Source organism: Arthrobacter sp. Y3223065, from assembly GCF_059090885.1.
This window is the reverse complement of the sequence record NZ_JBNHGC010000003.1, coordinates 17,433-37,921: the sequence shown is the minus strand read 5'-3', so window position 1 is coordinate 37,921 and position 20,489 is coordinate 17,433. Positions and strand designations below refer to the sequence as shown.

Here is a 20,489-nt window from a genome sequence, read left to right as displayed (position 1 = left end):
CGTGCCCGTGGGTGCCGCAACAGCGGAGAGCGCCCATCCCGCCAGCAGCGAACCGGCCAGGAACACCCGCCCGGTCGCAGCGAAACGGTCGGGGCAATGCTCGTCAAGACTTCTTCCGGCACGCCATGCGGCTAGTCGACGCTGGAGAGTCAGCAGTCCAAGTGGCCCGAAACATGGGCATGGGTAGAGCGACGCTCTACCGCCGGATAAACGAACTCAAGGCGAGGGCGTAGGACTGAAGTTCGGCGGAGGGGACAGTCTTGAGGCGATCGCAGGTTGCAATGAGACGCTGGTGCTGTCCTGAAGGGGCGACACTTCGGCAGGTACCGCAAGGGACATGAATCACACGATGGCATAATCCGAACAAACTAATAAGCGCACTGTGACCCACCGGGGAGACGCAGTTGCAGAAGAAAATCAGGGCAGCGGCGAAATCACGGCATCCTTGGATGAATGGCTGGAACTCGTTGTTGGAGTGCTGGCGATGATGCCGGGGAAGCTGAATGAACAGCGCGACGGCTTCGCGCTCTGCTCAGTGGGCACTGGTCGGGAAATGATCGGCGCCTTGGTGGGCTACCAAGATTACGGAGCTTCGCAGCATCTAGCTTGACTCTGCAGGGGAATAGAAAAGGACGGGCTTCTGCCCGTCCTTTCGGCTTGCAAAAATAGTGGGGACGTTCGGATCAGGTAATCCAACTGACGATCACAGCCGCCACGACAGCACCAAAGATTACAATCACCAATGCGGGCACATGATCTGTCATCATGCGCGACCACCACGAAGGCTTTTCGCGGGGGGCGATAGAGAAGTCTTCCGTCGACGGTGCCTCAGGCTCAGCCTTGATCCGTTCACAGATGGCTTTGACCCCATCAACGGTTATCCGGTCCTTCCCGCTAATCCGGAGGCTCAGGGCTCCATCGTCGATCAGGAAATAGATATAGACAGTAAAGGACGTTTCACCAAACACGCCCGCATCTCCGCGCTTATATCCGTAGCGCGTGTGTGGCTCGAGATGCTGATCCCTAAATTCCTGGAAGACACCACGTACCGACCTGCCCTTGGTCTCGCTGCCAGAGCTGTCTTTAAGACACCATTCGCCGTATCCGCCACGCTTCCACTCGTGGAAAGAATCTCCACCTGGGAACAACTTTGGCAGTTCCCTCTCAAGGCGGATTGCTGCTATCTCAGCCGGATCTACGGGACTGATCCGAACATACTTCCTGAATGCGACAGCCAAATGGAATCCCCTTCTAAGTCCGTCCGATTCTACTTCAGCAGGAGCGGATGCAGTTGGATGGCCGTCTGATGTGAGCGCCGGCGGGCGCACATATGATGCCGGTTGTAGGGGACTTGGTGAGGTTAGCGACTGCGCCGGCGCAACGTCACATGGGCGCATATAAAGCCTCTGCGCGTCAGGGGGTTCCAGGTTGCGTCACGTTGGCAGCCAAGGCGCTTCCCCTTCGGCTTGCCGTGCAGGCCCCACGCTGGGATCGGTAGATAGCGGCTTAGCCCATGTCCGCTCCGCTGAAGGTGCGCGGCCTGCCTGCGGACTGTGGCAACCTGTAGCTCCTAAGAGAAACCAGCCCAAGGGGAAGGCATGGGCAGGACTGCCGTCCTGCCGGAGGAGGTCATGCTGCGCATCCACGCCGACCGCGAGCGCGGTCTGTCCTCCGGAAGACGTTTAAGCTCTGACAGCGGAAGGCATCCAGACTGCTACGGGCAGGGCGTGGCAGGCATCCACCGTAAAGGCAGCGTTGGAGCCGGTCCCCCTGCCGCGTGCCAGCTATAGGGGCTGGTCCACCGCCGGTACGCTTCGATGGAGATCCTTTGGGCGGGAAGAAGGGGAGGGTCCGTGAACCCTCTTTCGGCCAGCGGGCAATACATAGTGTGAACACAGACAGCGACATCATCAGGCGGTCTCGGGACAGCCCCGCAGATTTTGGGGAGCTGTACGACAGACACGCGTCAATCATTTACAGGTATGCCGCCAGACGCGCCGGAGACTTCGTGGCCGATGATGTCACATCGGAAACTTTCCTGGTCGCGTTCGAACGGCTGGATACCTTCGATCACGCCAGAGAAGATGCGCGGCCTTGGCTGTTTGGCATCGCAACGAACCTCCTGCGCCGGCACCACCGTGCCGAGGCCCGGACACTGAAAGTCCTGGCAAAGTCCGCCGCCCGGGAAGCAACGGACGACAGCGCCGACCGCATTTCCGCGCAGGTCGACGCCACGGTCGCCACAGGCCGCATTGCGCTGATCCTGAAACGCATGCCGGCCATCGACCGGGAGACCTTGCTGCTCTATGCCTGGGCTGACCTGACGTACGAAGGCATTGCCGATGCGATGGACGTCCCTGTAGGGACCGTGCGCTCCCGTCTGAACCGCGCACGCAAGACGCTGCGCGACGCCCTGCCGGAACAACTTGAAGAAACGGAGAACGATCATGGACGAATTAACGCTGCTGCGCGCAATGCGTAGCGAGGTCGGCTCGGCGCCGCAAGCCACACTGGCACGGGGGCGGAACAAACTGATGAAGGACATAGGCGTCGACAAGGGTCAACCGATCAGGTCCGATGCTCCGCGATCCCGGAGCCTATCGCGGCGTGTTGCCCTCGGCTCAGCAGCTGCCGCCCTGCTCGTTGGAGCCTTTGTGGCCGCCGACGCCCTTGCCCCTGGCATCCACGGCGGGGCAACCGCCGAGGCTGCCGAGGTGCTGAACGATGCAGCGGCAGCAACCATTCGGACCTCCGACCCGGTGGTGGGACCCGGCCAGTACCTGAAAATCGAAACGACATCCATCACATGGGGAGGCCAGCAAGCCGCCGATGGAAGTGATATTTCCTGGCAGGAGATGACCGGCGGGCAGGTTTATGTTCCGGCAGACAGGGAGGGGGAGTGGGTCTGGAATCGTGAAGACCCAGTCCCGGTTGGGTCCTCCAGCGAAGACGCCAAGGCTGCGGCAGTCGAGCTAGCGAAAGCACGGCCGGCGGAAGTGCAGGCCCAGATGGTCGGGACTCTGCGTGCACCAGGAGGAGCCTTCTACGAAAACGAGCCAGAAGTCCTGAAAGGCACTCCCCTCGCGGAAGCCGACAGTCTGCCCCGGGATCCTAAGGCTCTGCTGGACGTCATCTACGAGCGGACGGACGGTTCCGGTAAATCACCGGAACACGGGGCATTTGTCACGATCGCGGACGGCCTGCGCACCGGAGTCGTCCCTGCCGACCTGCGCGCCGCCCTGTACAAGGCAGCTGCCCTTATCCCCGGCGTGACCGTGGGGGACAAGACTGCAACAGTCGACGACAGGACCGGCATCGCAATCGGCATCCCCTCTCCCGATGGAGTCGCGAGGACGGACATCATCATCGACCCGACTTCGGGGCTGGTGATTGGAGAACAGGATGTACTGCTGAAGGACTACCCCGGTTTCCCCGCCGGGACCGTTTCAAGCTGGACTTCAGTCAAGACCTCCGTGGTCAATTCAGCACCGTAAGGATCCGCGCAACCGGGGGGCGGCCGGCCACTGTTCGGGTGGCCGGCTGCCAGTTCCTCTAACAGCAAGCAGTCGACGCAGGAATGGCGGGTTGAAACCGCCTTCTCTGTATCTGGAGCCGGATGAGAGGCAGGCGCAGGAGGCGCTGCGTGCCTGTCTTCGGGCCTATCGGCTAACCACGGGTTCTGGCTGGGTTGAACCTTTTCCAGCGTCTCAGTCCCGCGAGCGCGGTTTACCCCTTCGGAAGATCGCGGAAGCTCTCACCTCCGAAGGCATCACCACACCCACGGGCAAGGCGTGGCACGCATCCACCGTGAAGGCGGTGCTGGAGTCGGTCACGCTGCGGCGTGCCCTCGGAGATGAATAGGTATTACACCCCAGACTTGTATGGAGGATTGGGAGGCGGATGTTCACTGATGCACACTAAGTATTCACAGATATCCTAATAGAGGAGAACGATGGAACCCACAATGCTCTTCGGGGTATGGATCTCTCTCCTTGGAGTCATTGCCTTGGCATTGCGAAAATTCCTATCTAGACACGCTGCGAGAATTTTTTCAGCACTCTTCCCTGACCGTAATGCGAAACGATACGAGCGATTACAAGTCATATACGCATCTGTTTTTGGACTTGTGTTCGTTGCCGCTGGTTTGGTGCTCATAATTTGGTCCTTGGCGGGAGGCAGACTTGCCGGGACATGATGCTGCAACGGAGGTGCGGCCGACCAAGATTTGCGCAACGATGGCATCGGAGGCTATTAGCGGTGAAGTCCATGGCTGACAGAAAATGGCAGTTAGGCAGTAAATGGCTATCGTAAATGCTATCCTCATAATTTTTGTTGGCCTGGGGCTGATCATATTTAGGCGGTTCGTGGCGAAGTTTCAGGTGCTGGTTCTCGTCGAACTCAGCATCATGAAGAAACACGGTGAAAGCGTAAGGAAACTTCTGACCGCCGCCTGTGTCTTATTCGGACTGTTTTGCATTGGGCTTGGCATTGCTTTATTCGTAGGCAATCTGTCCTAACCTCTGGCGTTTGGCGGCCTTGTCGCCGAGCATGAACCACATCGGCGTCAGTCTTTGGTCGGCGCTCTTGCCGGCAGGCGGAAGCGGGCTGACCGGGCCAAGTCGGGGGCTTGCCTGTATGACCCGCTACCGGACGCTTCACCCGGAAGGACGCTCCCGGGGCCATCAGCGCAGGCTGGTCACGGCAATCCGTGCCCAAACAAGCAGAGCGCCTGCGGCCACCATTTGAGTGGCCGGCCGGCTGTTCCTCTAACGCCGAGGAGCCGGCGCAGGAATGGGACGGGCTGGCGTGCCCGTCCTTCTCTGTATCCGGAGTCAGTGTTGGACTCGGTCACGCTGCGGCGCGCCCTCCAGAGATAGAGCAGGACGGGCTGCTGGAAGAGCTTATAGCGCTCTCTGCCGTAGTCTGACGTTGATAATAGTCGCCCCGCTCACATCAGCGGGGCCTGATGTTGGGGGTTCAGCTTGAAGAGATCATCGGTCGGACTGACCACTGTTTTGCTGTTGACGGCAGGAATGGTTGTGGGCGCGCCGATCTGGATAAGCGGAACATGATCGGCGCGGAGAACAGTATCGTGGTGTCGCCGGCGGAAATGCGCGCGATGGGCATGCCCGAAAGCGAGATCAGGACGCAGGACGCCGCTGTCGGTCAGTAACCCGGTTCCCGACTGCTGCCGGTCCAACAAAGGTCGGCACCCGTCATCCAAATTCCGCAGCTATCACGACTATCTGCAGGATGGTGGTTGCCAGGACGGGACCCACGCCGAGCGTCAACGCCGTCCAACGCCACCGCCGATGTTCCGGCTGCTGCGTCATCCGTTGGACCAGCGTCACGATTGTGACGAGTAGCGTCACGGGTAGATACATATGGGTCACCCATGTCCCAACCGATGGGTGGACGGGGGCGTCGTGAAGAGTCATCGCAGTTTGCATCAGTGCTGCATTGAGCCAGATTGCCGGCAGGACAAGCAGCATCAATAGTACGAGCGCCCAGGCGGGTACAACGGCGCGTCCGTTGCGGAAGTAGAGCGTGGCCAGGACCCCGAACAGTCCGAAGCCTGTCATCGTAGCTGCCCCCCACAGCGCAACGTCACCCACCGCAGCACCGATCGTCTGGGAATCCGTCAGGATGGCGTTCTCAGACAGATATGCGAACCGGTGTAAGAGGAGCACGTATGCAGGAACTAACGCAAGACCGATCGCCGTTCTTGTCCAGATGGACGACCACCACCGCCGGGTAGATGGCTGGTCCGTAAGTAGCGGCATCGGCTAACGCTTTCCTAGTAGACGGCGCAGGAACGGGACGGGCTGGCGCCCGTCTCTCTCTGCTTCTGGAGTAGGACCAGATACGGGGGCAGGAGGCGCTGTGCGCCGGGAAAGTTCGAGGAGATGTACCACCGCATGTTCGAAACACAGACGGAGTGATCACACAGCCAGGAAGCCAAGGCAGCGACGTTCGCGGATACGCCGAAGACATGGGGCTGGACATGGCAGCCTACGACGTTGCGGTAAAAGACCCTGCAACGACGGCGCGAGTTACAGCGGACAAGAACGACGGCATCGGGCTTGGGGTGTCAGGGCACATCAACGTTCTTCCTACGTGCGGAGCAAACCTCCCCCTCGGCGAACAGCTCATCGAGACCGCCATGTAGGAGTAGCCCCATGACCCATTGGGCTGACATCAGTGTCAGGTGACGAGAAAGTGACATCAAGCTGGAGAAAGTGGCCTCCAAAGCGGGATTTCCGGAGAATCCGACCCCCTGCGCTAGACATGAAAAACCCCTAGAATCGCGCGTATTCTAGGGGTTTTCAGTAGAGCCCCCTGCCAGAATCGAACTGGCGACCTTTTCATTACGAGTGAAACGCTCTACCGACTGAGCTAAGGAGGCCGGGATCTTCACCGTTTCCGGGCCGAATCCACGAAGAACAACTATATGGGAGCCGTGGCGGGCCGGTCAAAACGACCGGCCCGCGGTGGCTCAGGAGCAGACGGTGCCCTCGGCCGGCATCGTGCCGTCGGCGAAGTAGCTGTCCACCGCATCGCGGATGCAGGTGTTGCCGCGCCCATACGCCGTGTGGCCTTCGCCCTCGTAGGTCAGCAGCGTGGCCGACGCCAGGCCCTCGGCCATCGATTCGGCCCACTCGTAGGGGGTGGCCGGGTCGCCGGTGGTGCCGATCACCAGCATCGGCGCGGCCCCCTCGGCGTGGATCGGGGCGCGTTCACCGGTCGGCTCGTACGGCCAGTGCTTGCAGTTCGCCCCGCCGTAGGCCAGGTAGCGGCCGAGGGTGGGGGAGGCCTGCTCCAGTTCCTTGGCGTCCTCGCGCATGGCGGCCAAGTCGGTCTCCATCGGGTAATCCAGGCAGTTGACCGCCATGAAGGCGAACGTGCTGTTGCTGGTGTAGCGGCCGTCGGTATCGCGTCCGGCGCTGCTGTCCGCCAGCAGCAGCACGGTGCTGGGATCGCCCTGGAACGCGCTGGTCAGCGCCTGGGTGAGGATCGGCCAGCTGGCGTCGTCGTACAGCGGCACCAGCAGGCCGGAGACAAAGGTGCCGACCGGGACCAGGCGGCCGTCGGATGCGGTGAGCGGGCTCTCCTCGACCGAGCGGATCAGGTCGCGCAGCTGGGCCACGGCGTCGTCCACGCTGCCGCTCATCGGGCAGCCGTCCTTCTCCAGGCAGGACTCCGCGTAGGCGTGGATGGTGTCCTCGAAGGCGGCCGCCTGGCCCAGCGTGATTTGTTCGTTGCTCAGCGAGGGATCCAGCGCACCGTCCAGCACCATCCGGCCGGTCCGCTCCGGAAACAGCCCGGCGTAGGTGGCGCCCAGGAACGTGCCGTAGGAGAAGCCCAGGTAGTTCAGCTTTTCGTCGCCGACGACGGCCCGGATAATGTCCATGTCCTTGGCGGCGCTGACGGTGTCCACATGGCCCAGGACCTCGCCGGTCTTCTCCGCGCACTGGGCGGCGAGTTCGGCCGCATCGTCGATCGCCCGCTGGAGGTCCTCGGCCGAGTCGCGGTCGTACTCCGCCTGCCGGGCCTCGTCGCGTTCGGCGTCGGTCTGGCAGGTCACCGGCGCCGAGCGCTGGACGCCGCGCGGATCGAAGCCGACCAGGTCGTACTCGCTCCGCAGCTGCTCGGAAAACATCGTCTGGAGGCCGTCGCGCAGCAGGTCGTAGCCGGAACCGCCGGGTCCGCCCGGATTGACCAGGATCGACCCCTGCGCCGAACCGCCGGCGTCGCTGCGGATGGTGGCAATCTGGATTCGTTCGCCGCCGGCATCCGAGTAGTCCAGCGGCACGTCGACGTCCGCGCACTCCAAACCGTTCTCGCACGGCTGCCAGTCAACGTCCTGCGTGTAGAACGGCATCAGTTCTTCGGCCACGCCGTTGGTGACCTGCGCCGGGTCCGCGGGCTCGCGCTCCTGTTCCGGGGCGATCACCGAACAGCCGGAGCCCAGCAGGAGGACGACGGCGGCCAGCACCGCTGCTGCGGAACGGCGCGCTGTGGAAGCGGGGTGCCTGGGGCGGGTGCGGGGCATGCGGGCGGCTCCTGGATAGTGCTGCGTGCGGGTCCGGGGCGGACTCAGAGCAGGCTGACGGCCATGGCTTCCATGGCCAGGACGGGGGCAACGTTGGTGCCCAGGCGCTGCCTGGCCTGGGCAATGGCGTCCATCCTGCCCAACGTCTGTTCGGGGGTGGATCGTTCCGCATACGCGGTCAAGTCCGGGCGCAGGTATTCGTTGACCAGCTCGGTGCCGGTGCCCAGCTGGAGGGTGAGCACGTCGCGGAAGAACGTGCTCAGGTCGATCATCACCCGGTCCAGCGAGTCGCTGACACTGCGCTTGGCGCGGCGTTTCTGGTCTTCCTCCAGCCGCTTGAGCTGGCTGCGGATGGCCGGCGGCATGGCGCCCTTCTCGGGTGCCCCGAGCGCGATCAGCAGCGCTTCGCGCTCGGCCTCGTTGCGCTGTTCGGAGGCGGCCGCGGCGTCGGCATTGGAGATTTCCACCAGCTCGCCGGCGGCCGTGACGGCATCGGCCACGCCGCGCAGCCGCAGCGGCAACCGCACAATCGTGTCGCGGCGGTGGCGGGCATCGGCGTCCGTGGCCAGGCGGCGGGCCACGCCGATGTGGCTCTGCGAGACCCGGGCGGCGAAGCCTGCCAGCTCGGGATCCGCACCGTCCCGTCGGATCAGGAGGGCGGCGACGTCGTCGGGCGGTGGAATGCGCAGGCTCACCGGGCGGCACCGCGAGCGGATGGTCACCAGGACGTCCGCCGGGCTGGGGGTGCACAGGATCCAGATGGTCCGCGGCGGCGGTTCCTCGATGGCCTTGAGCAACACGTTGGTGGTGCGCTCGGTCATCCGGTCCGCGTCCTCGATGATGATCACGCGCCAGCGGCCCGACGACGGCTTGTCCTGTGCCTTGCCGACAAGGTCGCGCATCTCCTGGATGGAGAACGTCACGTTTTCGGTAGCCACGAGGGTGGCGTCCGCATTGGAACCGGCCAGCACGGTGCGGCAGGCATGGCAGGCTCCGCAGCCGCGTTCGGCCGGATCCGCATGGTCGCACAGCAGCGCAGCGGCGAAGGACTTGGCGGCGTTGCTGCGGCCGGAGCCGGGGGGACCGGTGAACAGCCAGGCGTGCGCGGGGCGTTCGGCGGCGGCCGCCCGGCTGAGCTGTTCGATCACCGCGGTCTGGCCGGGCAGGTCGGACCAGACGCTCATGCCAACAGCTCCCGCACCCGGGCCATGATGGCCCCGGTCAGCTCTTCGCGGCCGGCGGCGGCGTCCAGGACCAGGTACTTCTCCGGGGCAGCGCTGGCCAGTTCCAAGAACGCGTCCCGGATCCGTGAGTGGAAGTCGTCGGATTCGGACTCCAGCCGGTCCTCGGCGGCATCTCCGGCCGTCCGCCGCTCGCGGCCCTGCTGCGGGGCAACGTCCAGCAGCACGGTCAGGTCGGGCAGCAGCCGGTCCGTGGCCCACAGGTTGAGCTCCCGAACCGCCGCCAGGCCGAGGCCGCGGCCGGCACCCTGGTACGCCACCGAGGAGTCGATGAACCGGTCGCAAACCACTACCTCGCCGCGCTCCAGTGCGGGCCGGATGACCTGTTCGACGTGGGCGGCCCGGGAGGCCGAGAAGATCAGGGCCTCGGTGCGGGCATCGATCTCGCCGTTGCCGTGTGCGAGCACCAGCGCGCGCAGCTTTTCGCCCACGGGCGTGCCGCCGGGTTCGCGGGTGCGGAGCACCGTCCGGCCCAGCTCCTGCAAGCGTTGTTCGACGGCGGCGGCCTGGGTTGATTTTCCGGCCCCGTCCCCGCCTTCGAATGCGATAAAGAGGCCGCGGGCGGCGGCGGGCTGGCGGTCGGAACTCACCTGATTAGCCTAGCTGGAATCGCCCGTGCACGCGGGACGGTCACAGTTAGCGTGTGGATGGCGGCGGTACTAGTGTGCTGTCATGACCGACGCCTTCTCCCACGGCCGCCAGCATGCCGAGCATCTTGCTCCGGACACCGTTGTGGTTTCTTCCGGACGGCCGCCACGCGACCACGACGCACCGGTCAATCCGCCGCTGGTGTTGTCCTCCACGTTCTTTGGCCGGGGCGAAGTGGTGCAGGGGGACCGCGCCTATGGGCGCTACTCCAACCCGACCTGGGACCCGTTCGAACAGACCCTGGCCGAGTTGGAAGGCGCGTCCCGGCCCGGACTGGTCTTCGCGTCCGGGCTCGCTGCCGTTTCCGCGGCGCTGTCGCTGATCCCGCCGGGCGGCGTGCTGGTGATGCCGCGGCACAGCTACCAGGGCAGCCTGGCCATCGCCGAGCAGCTGGCCGCACGCGGCGAAGTGCAGTTGCGCACGGTGGACATCGCGGACACCGCTGCCGTGACGGCACAGTTGGGCGGCGCCGACATGCTCTGGCTGGAAAGCCCGACCAACCCGATGCTTGAGATCGCCGAGGTGGAGGTGCTGGCCCGCGCCGCACACGCGGCCGGTGCCCTGGTGGTCGCGGACAACACCTTCTCCACGCCCCTGGGCCAGCGTCCGCTGGCGGCGGGGGTCGACGTCGTCGTGCATTCGGTGACCAAGTACCTGGCCGGCCACTCCGACGTGGTGCTTGGCGCCCTCGTGACGTCCGACGAGGAACTGCGCTCCAAGCTGCTCGTGCACCGGTCGCTGCGCGGCGCCATCGCCGGACCGTTCGAGACATGGCTGGCACTGCGCGGGGTGCGGACCATGGCGCTGCGGGTGGAGCGCTCCCAGGCCACCGCCGGCGAGCTGGCCCGGAAACTGCAGCGGCACCCGGCCGTGGAGGCCGTCCGTTACCCGGGCCTGCCGGAAGATCCGGGGCACGCCCGTGCCGCCGCCCAGATGGACGGCTTCGGCTCCATCATCGCGATTCAGGTCAAGGGCGGGGCGGCGGCCGCGGACAAGGTCATTGACGGGCTCCGGCTGTGGCTGCCGGCGACCTCGCTGGGCGGCGTGGAATCGCTGATCGAGCGGCGCCGCCGCCATGTCAACGAACCCGAGAGCGTCCCGGAGAACCTGCTGCGGCTGTCCGTGGGAATCGAGAACCCCGCGGACCTCTGGGCGGACTTGGACCAGGCACTCGCCGCGGCGGACGTATGAGACTGCCGAAACGCACCCCCACCGGTTAGGCTTAACCCGTGCTACTCGCCTACGACATCCAATACTGGCTATATACGGTCCTGGGACTGATCGCCCTGGTTATCGAGATATGGGCGCTGGCGGATTGCGTGGGCCGCAAGGCCGACTATTTCCAGGCCGCGTTCAAGAAGACCAAGGGCTTCTGGGTCGGCGTGCTGGCAGCCTCCACCGCGGTCGGTGCCCTGGCTGCGCTGGGCGCGGGCGGCCTGGGCACGTGGATGATTTTCCAGCTGGCCGCCGTTGCCGCTGCCGGCGTGTACCTGGCGGACGTCAAGCCCGCCCTGATCGAGGTCAAGGGCGGCGGGTCGGCCTACCCCTGGTAGGCTCGGCGTCGCTCAGCGAGCGGGCGCGACGGCGTGCCACGCCACGGTGACTTCCCCCAGCCGCCATCGCGACGGCCCGTCGAGAAGCGGCCATCCGGCGTCGTGCATTGCATGGCACATGGCCAGCCAGCGCTGCCGGGTTCCGAACGAAGCCAGCGGAGCCGCGTCCGCCCAGGCCCGGTCCAGCGCCTGCAGGTAGCGGTGCACCCGCTCGCCGGGAACATTGTGGTGGATCAGCGCCTTGGGCAGCCGCTCGGCCACGTCCGAGGGCCGGGAGAACGCGCCGAAGCGCAGCGAGATGCTCAGCGAGAGCGGCCCTTCCGGCGCCACCGCGATCCACGTGGCGCGGCGGCCGATCTCATCGCAGGTGCCGTCGATGAACAACCCGCCCGCCGCCAGCCGTCCCCGCACCGTGTCCCACGCCGCGCCATACTCGGATTCCGGGTACTGCCGCAGCACATTGAACGCGCGGACCACCGCGGGCCGCCGGCCCGCCACCGGAATTTCGAAGCCGCCCTGCCGAAAGGTCAGGCCCGGCCGCTCCAACGGTTTGGCCGAGGCGACGCGTGCCGGCTCTATTTCGATCCCGATTACCTCGATATCGAGGCGCACCCGGGAGAGGCGGTGGTGGAGTTCGACGGCGGTGGTTGGCGCCGCCCCGTAGCCCAGGTCGATGACCAGCGGGTCCGCGGACCGGCGGAGGCAGCTGACCGCGGGACCGGCCAGCCAGCGGTCCATGCGGCGCAGCCGATTGGGATTCGTGGTGCCGCGGGTGACCGTGCCGATGGGCCGACGGACTGGCCGGGTTGCGGTCGCGGTGGTCTGGGGCACGAGAAAAAAGAATAAGGGCACGGCGGCCCCGCACCGGCCGCTTCGGGCCGAGTGTGCCCAAGCTCACGCGCAGGAATTTCCGGGCTGTCCCCTGTTTGGCTGCGTAATGTCCTGCCGGCGCCGCCGGCGCCACGCGGTGCTCCGCTAGGATGGCAGCCATGACTTCCACCTCGAAATACACGCTGGTCCTGTTGCGCCACGGGCAGAGCGACTGGAACGAAAAGAACCTGTTCACCGGCTGGGTCGACGTCCCGCTGACCGACTTGGGACGCAAGGAAGCGCACCGCGGCGGCGAACTGCTGGTCGAGCACAATCTGCTTCCCGACGTCCTGTACACCTCCCGGCTGAAGCGGGCCATTGTCACGGCCAACCTCGCGCTGGAGGCCGCCGACCGCAGCTGGATCGACGTCAAGCGCAGCTGGCGGCTGAACGAGCGCCACTACGGCGCCCTGCAGGGCAAGGACAAGGCGCAGATCCGCAGCGAGTTCGGCGAGGAACAGTTCATGGTCTGGCGCCGGTCCTACGACACGCCGCCGCCCGCCCTGGACGATGCCAGCGAGTGGTCGCAGGCCAACGACCCGCGCTACGCCGACCTGGGCGACGCCGTCCCGCGGACCGAATGCCTCAAGGACGTGCTGGAGCGCTTCCTGCCCTACTGGGAATCGGACATCTCCGTGGACCTCAAGGCGGGCAAGACCGTGCTGGTGGCCGCGCACGGCAACTCGCTGCGGGCACTGGTCAAGCACCTGGACGGCATCAGCGACGAAGACATCGCCGGGCTGAACATCCCCACCGGCATCCCGCTCGTGTACGAGCTGGACGGGAACCTGAAGCCCGTCACCGCCGGCGGCACCTACCTGGACGCCGCCGCCGCGGCGAAAGCCATCCAGGCCGTGGCGAACCAGGGCAAGAAGTAGGCACACGCTTAAGCAGGAAGGCCGGCCCCCGCGGGGAGCCGGCCTTCCTGCTGAGGTTCTTGCGTCACACAGACTGACCGTTGGGGCGCCACTCACCGGTGACCAGGTACGTCACCTTGCGGGACACGGAGACCCCGTGGTCGGCGAACCGCTCGAAGTAACGGCTCGCCAGCGAGACGTCCACGGTGGTCGGCGCGGAGGAGTTCCACGCCGGATCGGCAATCGCCTTGAAGACGCCGGCATGGAGCTCATTGATGCGGGAATTGTAGGTGTCGATCTGGGCCGCGAGGTCAAGGTCGCGGGTCTCGAGCAGCTCGGTCAGCTTCTCCGAGATCGCGATGTCCTTCTCGGCGAACTCCCGGAACGTGTCGCGCAGCGAGGCGGGGATCACGAGGTCGGGATACCGCAGCCGGACCAGCTGCGCGATGTGCCGGGCGAGGTCGCCCATCCGCTCCAGCGAGGCGCTCATCCGCAGGGCGCCGACAATCATCCGCAGGTCCGAGGCGACCGGCCCCTGCAGCGCCAGGATGTCGATGGAACGCTCGTCCAGGTCCGTCTGGAGGAAATCGATCCGGGCGTCGGCGGCAATGACTTCCTGGGCCAAATCGATGTCGGCGGTTTCGAGCGCCGTGGTTGCCTTCTGCATCGCCTCGGTGACCAACCGGGAAATCTCTACCAGCTGCTCTCCGACTTGATGGAGCTCGGCCTGGAAAACCTTGCGCACTGGCGTCCTTTCGCTTGTGTACGTGGAGCATAGGGGTCCTAGCATCCCACTGGCTTCATACCGTCTCAGCCCGCGGTTAACTATTACGCCACCTCAAGTGAACGTTAGTTGAACGGAGGGGCGATTGCTACTGGAACGGCCTACGGCCGTGGCTGGCTGCGCCTAAGCTAGAGGCGTGGATCCACTGATATTCGGCTTGCTGGCAGGGCTCGTTGGCTTGGTGCTGGGCAGCTTCGGTGTGCTCGCCTTCGGCCTGAGCGATCGTCAGCGGCGGCGCCTGCAGGACGTGGACGAACCGACGCTGCCGGACGGTGCCGCCGAGGTGCTGTCCGTCGTCGGCCGCGCCTACGTGGTCGTGGACGCGATCGACGGCGTGGTCCGGGCCAGCCCGGCCGCCTACGCCTTCGGCTTGGTCCGCGGACACACGATGGTGCATTCCGAATTGCTCGACCTGACCGCCCGGGTGCGCCGCGATGGCGTGATCGAGGAGCGGCAGCTGGAGCTGCCGCGCGGTCCGCTGGGCCAGGGCACCATTGTGGTCCAGGTGCGCGTGGCGCCGATCGGCGAGGAATACATCCTGCTGCTGGCCGATGACCGGACGGAAATAACCCGCACCGAAGCGATGCGCAACGACTTCGTGGCGAACGTGTCCCACGAGTTGAAGACGCCGGTCGGAGCAATCTCGCTGCTGGCCGAGGCCATCGACGACGCCGCCGACGACGAGGAAGCAGTGCGCCGCTTCGCCGGCCGCATGCACAAGGAATCGCGCCGGCTGGGCGCCCTGGTGCAGGACATCATCGAGTTGAGCCGGCTGCAGGGCGCGGACGTGGTGCAGGGCGGCACCGAAGTGGACCTGAACGCCGTGGTGGCCGAGGCCGTAGACCGCAACAAGCTGATGGCCGAAAGCCGCCACGTAGAACTGTCGGTGGGCGGGAAGGTCGACGCGCCGGTCTTCGGCGATTACGAACTGCTGACCACCGCCTTTCGGAACCTGATCGACAACGCGATCCGCTACGCGCCCGAACGCAGCAAGGTGGGGGTCGGGCTGCGGGTGCGGGAGGGACTGGCCACCGTCTCGGTGACCGACCAGGGACCGGGCATCACCGCCGACCAACAAGACCGCATCTTCGAACGGTTCTACCGGATCGACGATGCCCGCTCGCGGCAGACCGGAGGAACAGGCCTGGGCCTGAGCATTGTTAAACACGTCATCTCCCAGCACGGCGGGGAAGTATCGGTGTGGTCGCAGCCCGGACAGGGCTCCACCTTCACCGTGCGGCTGCCGGAAATGGAGCAGGAAGACGGCGGCACCACAGAATCCGTGGAGCCGCGTACGAAGGGCGCCGGTGTGGCGCATGAACAAGGAGTCGGTGCTTGACCCGCATTCTGGTCGTCGAAGATGAAGAATCGCTGAGCGATCCGTTGAGCTATCTGTTGGGCAAAGAGGGCTTCGAAGTTGAGGTGGTGGACAACGGGCTGGACGCCATTGTGGCGTTCGACCGGGCCGGCGCGGACCTGGTCCTGTTGGACCTGATGCTGCCGGGACAGTCCGGAACGGAAGTGTGCCGGCAGCTGCGGCAGCGCTCGGCGGTTCCGGTCATTATGCTCACCGCCAAGGACTCGGAGATCGACAAGGTGGTGGGACTCGAGCTCGGTGCCGACGACTACGTCACCAAGCCCTACTCCTCGCGCGAGCTGGTGGCCCGGGTCCGTGCGGTACTGCGCCGCCAGGGCGAACCGGAAGAACTGGTGCCGAACGCCGTCTCCGCCGGACCGGTGCGAATGGATGTGGAACGGCACGTGGTCAGCGTGGACGGCGAACCGGTGTCGCTGCCGCTGAAGGAGTTCGAACTGCTGGAGATGTTGCTGCGGAACTCCGGCCGGGTACTGACGCGCGGGCAACTGATCGACCGGGTGTGGGGGTCCGACTACGTGGGCGACACGAAAACCCTGGACGTGCACGTGAAGCGGCTGCGCAGCAAGATCGAACCCGATCCCTCAGCGCCGCGCTACCTGGTCACCGTGCGCGGGCTGGGCTACAAGTTCGAACCGTAAACCGAGGGCGCCACCACAGCAAAAGGCCGGGCCGCTTCCTGAACGGGAAGCGGCCCGGCCTCTTGTGAAGCGACGGTCGGTTAGGCGCCGGCCTCTTCGGTCGGCTCTTCGGTGGCGCCGTCTGTCGGAGCGGCGGTCTCGGTCGGCGCCGCGGTTTCGACGGGCTCAGCGGACGGAACGAAGTCCCGGTACTCCGGGAGCGTACCGTCGAGGACCGGCACCAGCACGTCGGCGGACTCGTTGTTCACGCGGACGGTGATGTCCACCAGGGCGCCGGGAGCGGCACCCGGGCTGCCGACGATGGTCTCGTTCTCGTCCTCTTCGAAAATTACCTTCCCGTCTGCCGGGACGGTGACGGTGGCGGTGCTGCCGGGGCCGGTCAGGGCCAACTGCACGGGAGAGTCCGAGGTGTTGAAGGCGGTGCCGAGGATACGGGCGGGGGCGTCGGCAGACTCTGCGACGACCAACAGGTTGCGCAGTCCGATCGAGCCGACGTTGGCCACGATGCCGTCGCTGGCGGAGTAGGACTTGGTGGTGGCCTGTTCGTTGATTGCGCCGCATCCGGTCGATGCGAGCAGGGTGAGCGCGGCGGCGCCTGCTACAAGGGTGCGCTGCACGCGGTTCTTCGGCGCAATCTTCACGGCGGAAACTCCTCAGTCAAAATCAGGTGCGGTGCTGCAGATCTCGGCAGCTTGCCTCGCCTAGCCTATCCGCAAACCGGTCAAAAGTTGGATTCGACGCCCGTAAGAAGCCGCGGACGAAGCACCAAATCCGGGATCCGTCAAGGGGTCAAAACGGGGCATTCTAGCGTGCCGACGGGCGTCCAGGCCCGCAAACTCGCGGAAGTGCCCAAACCATCCGTGATAAACTAGAGGTCGGGAAAGGGGATACTACAGATGGTATTTGAGGTCGGCGAGACGGTTGTTTACCCTCACCACGGTGCAGCAAAGATCGAAGAGATCAAAATGCGCACCATCAAAGGTGAAGAGAAGATGTATCTCAAGCTCCGGGTTGCCCAGGGCGATCTGACTATTGAAGTTCCAGCAGAGAACGTGGATTTGGTCGGCGTCCGCGATGTGGTGGGCAAGGAAGGCCTCGAGCATGTGTTCGATGTGCTCCGTGCCGAGTTCACCGAAGAACCGACCAACTGGTCCCGCCGTTACAAGGCGAACCTGGAAAAGCTGGCCTCCGGCGATGTCATCAAGGTAGCGGAAGTTGTCCGCGACCTGTGGCGCCGGGACCACGACCGTGGCCTTTCCGCGGGCGAGAAGCGGATGCTGGCCAAGGCGCGCCAGATCCTGATTTCCGAACTCGCCCTGGCAGAGAAGACCGACGAAGACAGGGCTGCCGAGGTCCTCGACGAGGTTCTCGCCTCCTGATTGCGCTTCAAGCGGCCGGCATCCAGCACTGGATGCCGGCCGCTTTTTCGTGGCCGAACCGCCCGGCCGTGGCCCAGTAGGCTAAAGGAGTGAGCACAGCAAACACGTCTTTGGGCGTGATCATCGTGGCGGCGGGCTCGGGCACCCGCCTCGGCTACGGCCTGCCCAAGGCCCAGGTCCCGCTGGCCGGCGAACCGATCCTCGTCCACGCCCTCCGGGGCGTGCTGGCGGCCGGCATCGCGTCACGGATCTGTGTAGCCGTCCCCTCCGGCGACACCGCCCTGCGGCAGCTCTGCGCCGGCTTCGCCGCGGAGTACCCCGACGTTCTTGTCTCCACGGTCGACGGCGGTGCCACCCGCGCCGCCTCGGTCGCCGCCGCGCTCCGCGGGCTGGGCGACGGCATGTCCGGCGTCCTGGTGCACGACGCGGCCCGGGCACTCACCCCGCCCGAGGTTTTCGAGCGGGTAGCCGCCGCGCTGGCGGCCGGCGCGCGCGCCGTCGTTCCTGTGGTGCCGGTGGTGGACACCATCAAGACGGCGGCGCCGAGCACCGGTGCCGAGGCCGCGATCGCGCCGGAGAAAGTAGCCGCAACCGTGGACCGCGCCCAGCTGCGCGCCGTCCAGACGCCGCAAGGGTTCGACGCGGCAACCCTGGCCCGGGCGCACCGGAGCCTGGCCGGCATGGCCCCCGAGGAGGCCGCGGCCATTACCGACGAAGCCCTGTTGATGGAGCGCCACGGCATCGAAGTGATGCTGGTGCCGGGCTCCGCGCGGGCCCTGAAGATCACTACGCCGCTGGATCTGGCCGTGGCGGAGGCCCTGCTGGCCGCCGGCCAGCCCCGACCCGTCCTGGAAGGCTGACCGTGCCCGAATTCCCGTATCCCCTCCCGCGCACCGGAATCGGCGTGGACGTCCACGCTTTCGCCCCGGAATCCGACCCGCAGCCGCTGTGGCTGGGCGGCCTGCTGTGGGAGGGGGAACGGGGCCTGGCCGGTCATTCCGACGGCGACGCTGCCGCGCACGCCGCCGCGGACTCGCTGTTCTCCGCGGCCGGCATCGGGGACCTGGGCACGCACTTCGGCACCGACCGTCCGGAGTATGCGGACGCCTCCGGTGTCCGGCTGCTGTCCGAAGCCGCCCGGATCGTCCGCGAGGCGGGGTTCGAGATCGGCAATATCGCGGTCCAGCTGGTCTGCAACCGCCCCAAGTTCGGGCCGCGCCGGCCCGAATCCGAGGCGGTGCTCAGCGAGGCGGCCGGGGCGCCGGTCAGTGTTTCGGCGACCACCAGCGACGGGCTGGGATTCACCGGCCGCGGCGAGGGGATCGCGGCGGTGGCCACCGCCGTCGTCGTTCCCATGCGCTAGGAGAGGGCAGCGCCCGAGCTTGCCCTGCCCCGCATGCGGGTGTGCCGCCGATGGACCGAGTGGTTAGGCCGAGTTGCTGCGCCGCGCTCCACTTCGGGTGCCTGCTCCGTAAAATAACCGGAGCAGGTGCCCCAAACGGAGTGCGCTGCGCACGTGCAGCGGTTCGCACCGGCACGGCGGCCGCCGCTAGGCTAGAGCGGTGAGCCTGAGATTCTATGACACCGCCACCGCGCAAGTACGCGACTTCGTCCCGCTGGCCCCGGGCAAGGTCGGGCTCTACTACTGCGGAGCCACGGTGCAGGGCGACCCGCACGTCGGCCATATCCGCTCGGCCATCGCGTTCGACCAGCTCACCCGCTGGCTGCGCTACAGCGGCTATGACGTCACGGTGGTGCGCAACGTGACGGACATCGACGACAAGATCCTGGTCAAGTCCGCCGAATCCTTCCGCCCCGATGCGGCCGAAGACCCGATGGTGCCGGTGCCGAACGAGCCGTGGTGGGCGCTGGCCTACCGCTACGAGCAGGAATTCGCCAAGGCCTACGACATCCTGGGCGTGGAACGGCCCACCTACGAACCGCGTGCCACCGGCCACATCCCGGAAATGCACCGCCTGATCCAGCAGCTGATCGACCGCGGCCACGCCTACCCGGCGCTGGACGATTCCGGCGACGTCTACTTCGATGTGCGCTCGTGGCCGGAATACGGCTCGCTGACGCATCAGCGGATCGAGGACATGCAGGCGGCGCCCGACGCCGGCCCGCGCGGCAAGAAGGACCCGCGCGACTTCGCGCTCTGGAAGGGGCACAAGGACGGCGAGCCGGAGACCGCCAGTTGGTCCAGCCCGTGGGGAGCAGGCCGGCCGGGCTGGCATCTGGAGTGCTCGGCCATGGTCACCAAGTATCTGGGCACCGAATTCGACATCCACGGCGGCGGGCTGGACCTGCGGTTCCCGCACCACGAGAACGAGGTGGCGCAGTCACGGGCCGCCGGGCACGGTTTCGCCAACTTCTGGATGCACAACGGCATGGTCACCTTCGAGGGCGAGAAGATGTCCAAGTCCATCGGCAACATCATCACCCCGGCGCAAATGCTTCAGGACGCCAGGCCGCTGGTGGTCCGCTACTACCTGGGCCAGGCGCAGTACCGGTCCGCGCTCGACTACAACCCCGGGTCGCTGGCGGAGGCCGGTTCCGCGGTGGAGCGGATCGAGGGGTTCCTGCAGCGGGCGCTGAAGTTCCTCTACGGCGAGCAGTTCGGGTTCGTGGTGACGGAACGCGTGCCGGAGGCCTTTGCCGCGGCCATGGACGACGACCTGAACGTGCCGCAGGCGCTGGCCGTGGTCCACGATACGGTCCGTGCCGGCAACACCGCGCTGGACACCAGGGACAAGGAGGCGGCCACCCGCGCGCTGCACCAGGTCATGGCGATGACCGACGTGCTGTACATCAATCCGCTGGATCCGCACTGGAGCAGCGGCGGCGCGGACCCCGCGGCCCACCAGGCGTTGGACGTGCTGGTGGGCGCCCAGCTGGAGGAACGCCGGCTGGCCCGCGAGGCCAAGGACTGGGCCCGCGCCGATGCCATCCGCGACACCCTGGCGGCCGCCGGGATCGTGGTGGAGGATTCGCCCGAGGGCGCCAGCTGGAGTCTCGGCTGACGGCAGCCCGCACCGTGGGGCGGTACCCTTTAAAGCAGACGATTCCCGTCGGGCTTGCCGCGCAC

The 20,489-nt window shown here is 66.0% G+C and carries 24 protein-coding genes and 1 tRNA gene; 15 read left to right on the top strand and 10 right to left on the bottom strand.

Annotated elements, in window-relative coordinates; translation table 11 throughout:
* Positions 1 to 125 precede the first annotated feature (125 nt).
* Positions 126 to 233, top strand: a complete 108-nt coding sequence (locus tag AC5RUK_RS08770) for a helix-turn-helix domain-containing protein (protein ID WP_494151948.1) — start codon at positions 126 to 128, stop codon at positions 231 to 233.
* Between the two features lie 149 nt (positions 234 to 382).
* Positions 383 to 610, top strand: coding sequence for a hypothetical protein (locus AC5RUK_RS08765; RefSeq protein WP_494151947.1), 228 nt, complete (start codon positions 383 to 385; stop codon positions 608 to 610).
* A gap of 73 nt (positions 611 to 683) precedes the next feature.
* Here AC5RUK_RS08765 and AC5RUK_RS08760 read toward each other — a convergent pair whose 3' ends face one another.
* Positions 684 to 1,238: a hypothetical protein gene (locus AC5RUK_RS08760; protein ID WP_494151946.1), complete on the bottom strand. Its 555-nt coding sequence runs from the start codon at positions 1,236 to 1,238 to the stop codon at positions 684 to 686.
* 650 nt (positions 1,239 to 1,888) lie between these two features.
* On the opposite strand from AC5RUK_RS08760, the gene AC5RUK_RS08755 reads away from it, so the two are divergent.
* The 3 genes from AC5RUK_RS08755 (at position 1,889) to AC5RUK_RS08745 (ending at position 3,861) form a co-directional block, all read left to right on the top strand.
* A complete protein-coding gene (locus tag AC5RUK_RS08755; RefSeq protein ID WP_494151945.1) occupies positions 1,889 to 2,482 on the top strand; it encodes an RNA polymerase sigma factor in 594 nt (197 codons plus the stop codon).
* Positions 2,448 to 3,494, top strand: coding sequence for a CU044_5270 family protein (locus AC5RUK_RS08750; RefSeq protein WP_494151944.1), 1,047 nt, complete (start codon positions 2,448 to 2,450; stop codon positions 3,492 to 3,494). The genes AC5RUK_RS08755 and AC5RUK_RS08750 overlap by 35 nt, the downstream gene beginning before the upstream one ends.
* 91 nt (positions 3,495 to 3,585) lie before the next feature.
* Positions 3,586 to 3,861 carry a recombinase family protein gene (locus tag AC5RUK_RS08745; protein WP_494151943.1) on the top strand — a complete coding sequence of 92 codons (276 nt, stop codon included), beginning with the start codon at positions 3,586 to 3,588 and terminating at the stop codon, positions 3,859 to 3,861.
* A 1,087-nt stretch (positions 3,862 to 4,948) separates the two neighbouring features.
* Here AC5RUK_RS08745 and AC5RUK_RS08740 read toward each other — a convergent pair.
* Together AC5RUK_RS08740 and AC5RUK_RS08735 are read right to left on the bottom strand one after the other, a co-directional pair.
* Complete coding sequence (locus tag AC5RUK_RS08740; RefSeq protein WP_494151942.1) at positions 4,949 to 5,200, bottom strand: hypothetical protein; 252 nt, start codon at positions 5,198 to 5,200, stop codon at positions 4,949 to 4,951.
* A gap of 16 nt (positions 5,201 to 5,216) precedes the next feature.
* Positions 5,217 to 5,582, bottom strand: coding sequence for a hypothetical protein (locus AC5RUK_RS08735; RefSeq protein WP_494151941.1), 366 nt, complete (start codon positions 5,580 to 5,582; stop codon positions 5,217 to 5,219).
* Between the two features lie 356 nt (positions 5,583 to 5,938).
* Here AC5RUK_RS08735 and AC5RUK_RS08730 point away from each other — a divergent pair, with 356 nt between their 5' ends.
* Positions 5,939 to 6,169 (top strand): DsbA family protein, encoded by a 231-nt coding sequence (locus AC5RUK_RS08730; RefSeq protein ID WP_494151940.1) that lies wholly within the window; start codon positions 5,939 to 5,941, stop codon positions 6,167 to 6,169.
* Positions 6,170 to 6,333: 164 nt separating this feature from the next.
* Here AC5RUK_RS08730 and AC5RUK_RS08725 read toward each other — a convergent pair.
* The 4 genes from AC5RUK_RS08725 to tmk form a co-directional block, all read right to left on the bottom strand.
* Positions 6,334 to 6,406, bottom strand: a tRNA-Thr gene (locus tag AC5RUK_RS08725).
* A 90-nt stretch (positions 6,407 to 6,496) separates the two neighbouring features.
* Complete coding sequence (locus AC5RUK_RS08720; RefSeq protein WP_494151939.1) at positions 6,497 to 8,053, bottom strand: alpha/beta hydrolase; 1,557 nt, start codon at positions 8,051 to 8,053, stop codon at positions 6,497 to 6,499.
* A 44-nt stretch (positions 8,054 to 8,097) separates the two neighbouring features.
* Positions 8,098 to 9,237 (bottom strand): DNA polymerase III subunit delta', encoded by a 1,140-nt coding sequence (locus tag AC5RUK_RS08715; protein ID WP_493988869.1) that lies wholly within the window; start codon positions 9,235 to 9,237, stop codon positions 8,098 to 8,100.
* Entirely contained in the window at positions 9,234 to 9,884 is a 651-nt protein-coding gene (gene tmk / locus AC5RUK_RS08710) for a dTMP kinase (protein ID WP_494151938.1), read from the bottom strand. The genes AC5RUK_RS08715 and tmk overlap by 4 nt, the downstream gene beginning before the upstream one ends.
* Before the next feature lie 82 nt (positions 9,885 to 9,966).
* Between tmk and AC5RUK_RS08705 the strand changes: the two genes are divergently transcribed.
* Positions 9,967 to 11,133 carry a trans-sulfuration enzyme family protein gene (locus AC5RUK_RS08705; protein ID WP_493988871.1) on the top strand — a complete coding sequence of 389 codons (1,167 nt, stop codon included), beginning with the start codon at positions 9,967 to 9,969 and terminating at the stop codon, positions 11,131 to 11,133.
* Between the two features lie 38 nt (positions 11,134 to 11,171).
* Positions 11,172 to 11,495: a DUF2516 family protein gene (locus tag AC5RUK_RS08700; protein WP_493988872.1), complete on the top strand. Its 324-nt coding sequence runs from the start codon at positions 11,172 to 11,174 to the stop codon at positions 11,493 to 11,495.
* Between the two features lie 12 nt (positions 11,496 to 11,507).
* On the opposite strand, the gene AC5RUK_RS08695 is transcribed toward AC5RUK_RS08700, so the two are convergent.
* Complete coding sequence (locus AC5RUK_RS08695; RefSeq protein WP_493988921.1) at positions 11,508 to 12,233, bottom strand: class I SAM-dependent methyltransferase; 726 nt, start codon at positions 12,231 to 12,233, stop codon at positions 11,508 to 11,510.
* 251 nt (positions 12,234 to 12,484) lie between these two features.
* Here AC5RUK_RS08695 and AC5RUK_RS08690 point away from each other — a divergent pair, with 251 nt between their 5' ends.
* The gene (locus AC5RUK_RS08690) at positions 12,485 to 13,243 is read left to right on the top strand and encodes a phosphoglyceromutase (protein WP_494151937.1); all 759 of its coding nucleotides are present in this window, start codon (positions 12,485 to 12,487) and stop codon (positions 13,241 to 13,243) included.
* A 64-nt stretch (positions 13,244 to 13,307) separates the two neighbouring features.
* Here the strand turns inward: AC5RUK_RS08690 and phoU are convergent, their stop codons facing one another.
* Positions 13,308 to 13,967 carry a phosphate signaling complex protein PhoU gene (gene phoU / locus AC5RUK_RS08685; protein ID WP_494151936.1) on the bottom strand — a complete coding sequence of 220 codons (660 nt, stop codon included), beginning with the start codon at positions 13,965 to 13,967 and terminating at the stop codon, positions 13,308 to 13,310.
* A gap of 175 nt (positions 13,968 to 14,142) precedes the next feature.
* Here phoU and AC5RUK_RS08680 point away from each other — a divergent pair, with 175 nt between their 5' ends.
* Together AC5RUK_RS08680 and AC5RUK_RS08675 are read left to right on the top strand one after the other, a co-directional pair.
* Entirely contained in the window at positions 14,143 to 15,345 is a 1,203-nt protein-coding gene (locus tag AC5RUK_RS08680; protein ID WP_494151935.1) for a sensor histidine kinase, read from the top strand.
* Positions 15,342 to 16,022: a winged helix-turn-helix domain-containing protein gene (locus tag AC5RUK_RS08675; protein WP_493988876.1), complete on the top strand. Its 681-nt coding sequence runs from the start codon at positions 15,342 to 15,344 to the stop codon at positions 16,020 to 16,022. The genes AC5RUK_RS08680 and AC5RUK_RS08675 overlap by 4 nt, the downstream gene beginning before the upstream one ends.
* Before the next feature lie 80 nt (positions 16,023 to 16,102).
* Here AC5RUK_RS08675 and AC5RUK_RS08670 read toward each other — a convergent pair whose 3' ends face one another.
* Positions 16,103 to 16,663 carry a hypothetical protein gene (locus tag AC5RUK_RS08670; protein ID WP_494151934.1) on the bottom strand — a complete coding sequence of 187 codons (561 nt, stop codon included), beginning with the start codon at positions 16,661 to 16,663 and terminating at the stop codon, positions 16,103 to 16,105.
* Between the two features lie 255 nt (positions 16,664 to 16,918).
* On the opposite strand from AC5RUK_RS08670, the gene AC5RUK_RS08665 reads away from it, so the two are divergent.
* The 4 genes from AC5RUK_RS08665 (at position 16,919) to cysS (ending at position 20,424) form a co-directional block, all read left to right on the top strand.
* Positions 16,919 to 17,401, top strand: coding sequence for a CarD family transcriptional regulator (locus AC5RUK_RS08665; RefSeq protein ID WP_493988878.1), 483 nt, complete (start codon positions 16,919 to 16,921; stop codon positions 17,399 to 17,401).
* Between the two features lie 89 nt (positions 17,402 to 17,490).
* Positions 17,491 to 18,261 (top strand): 2-C-methyl-D-erythritol 4-phosphate cytidylyltransferase, encoded by a 771-nt coding sequence (gene ispD, locus AC5RUK_RS08660; RefSeq protein ID WP_494151933.1) that lies wholly within the window; start codon positions 17,491 to 17,493, stop codon positions 18,259 to 18,261.
* 2 nt (positions 18,262 to 18,263) lie between these two features.
* Complete coding sequence (ispF, locus tag AC5RUK_RS08655; protein WP_494151932.1) at positions 18,264 to 18,764, top strand: 2-C-methyl-D-erythritol 2,4-cyclodiphosphate synthase; 501 nt, start codon at positions 18,264 to 18,266, stop codon at positions 18,762 to 18,764.
* A gap of 199 nt (positions 18,765 to 18,963) precedes the next feature.
* Positions 18,964 to 20,424 carry a cysteine--tRNA ligase gene (gene cysS / locus AC5RUK_RS08650; RefSeq protein ID WP_494151931.1) on the top strand — a complete coding sequence of 487 codons (1,461 nt, stop codon included), beginning with the start codon at positions 18,964 to 18,966 and terminating at the stop codon, positions 20,422 to 20,424.
* Positions 20,425 to 20,489: the final 65 nt, after the last annotated feature.

What these genes read in the sequence shown, in the direction of transcription:
- AC5RUK_RS08715 (WP_493988869.1), bottom strand. Translation starts at nt 9,237, where the DNA reads ATGAGCGTCTGGTCCGACCTGCCCGGCCAGACCGCGGTGATCGAACAG.
- AC5RUK_RS08695 (WP_493988921.1), bottom strand. Translation starts at nt 12,233, where the DNA reads ATGGACCGCTGGCTGGCCGGTCCCGCGGTCAGCTGCCTCCGCCGGTCC.
- AC5RUK_RS08705 (WP_493988871.1), top strand. Translation starts at nt 9,967, where the DNA reads ATGACCGACGCCTTCTCCCACGGCCGCCAGCATGCCGAGCATCTTGCT.
- AC5RUK_RS08720 (WP_494151939.1), bottom strand. Translation starts at nt 8,053, where the DNA reads ATGCCCCGCACCCGCCCCAGGCACCCCGCTTCCACAGCGCGCCGTTCC.
- AC5RUK_RS08735 (WP_494151941.1), bottom strand. Translation starts at nt 5,582, where the DNA reads ATGACAGGCTTCGGACTGTTCGGGGTCCTGGCCACGCTCTACTTCCGC.
- AC5RUK_RS08750 (WP_494151944.1), top strand. Translation starts at nt 2,448, where the DNA reads ATGGACGAATTAACGCTGCTGCGCGCAATGCGTAGCGAGGTCGGCTCG.
- AC5RUK_RS08665 (WP_493988878.1), top strand. Translation starts at nt 16,919, where the DNA reads ATGGTATTTGAGGTCGGCGAGACGGTTGTTTACCCTCACCACGGTGCA.
- AC5RUK_RS08690 (WP_494151937.1), top strand. Translation starts at nt 12,485, where the DNA reads ATGACTTCCACCTCGAAATACACGCTGGTCCTGTTGCGCCACGGGCAG.
- AC5RUK_RS08770 (WP_494151948.1), top strand. Translation starts at nt 126, where the DNA reads ATGCGGCTAGTCGACGCTGGAGAGTCAGCAGTCCAAGTGGCCCGAAAC.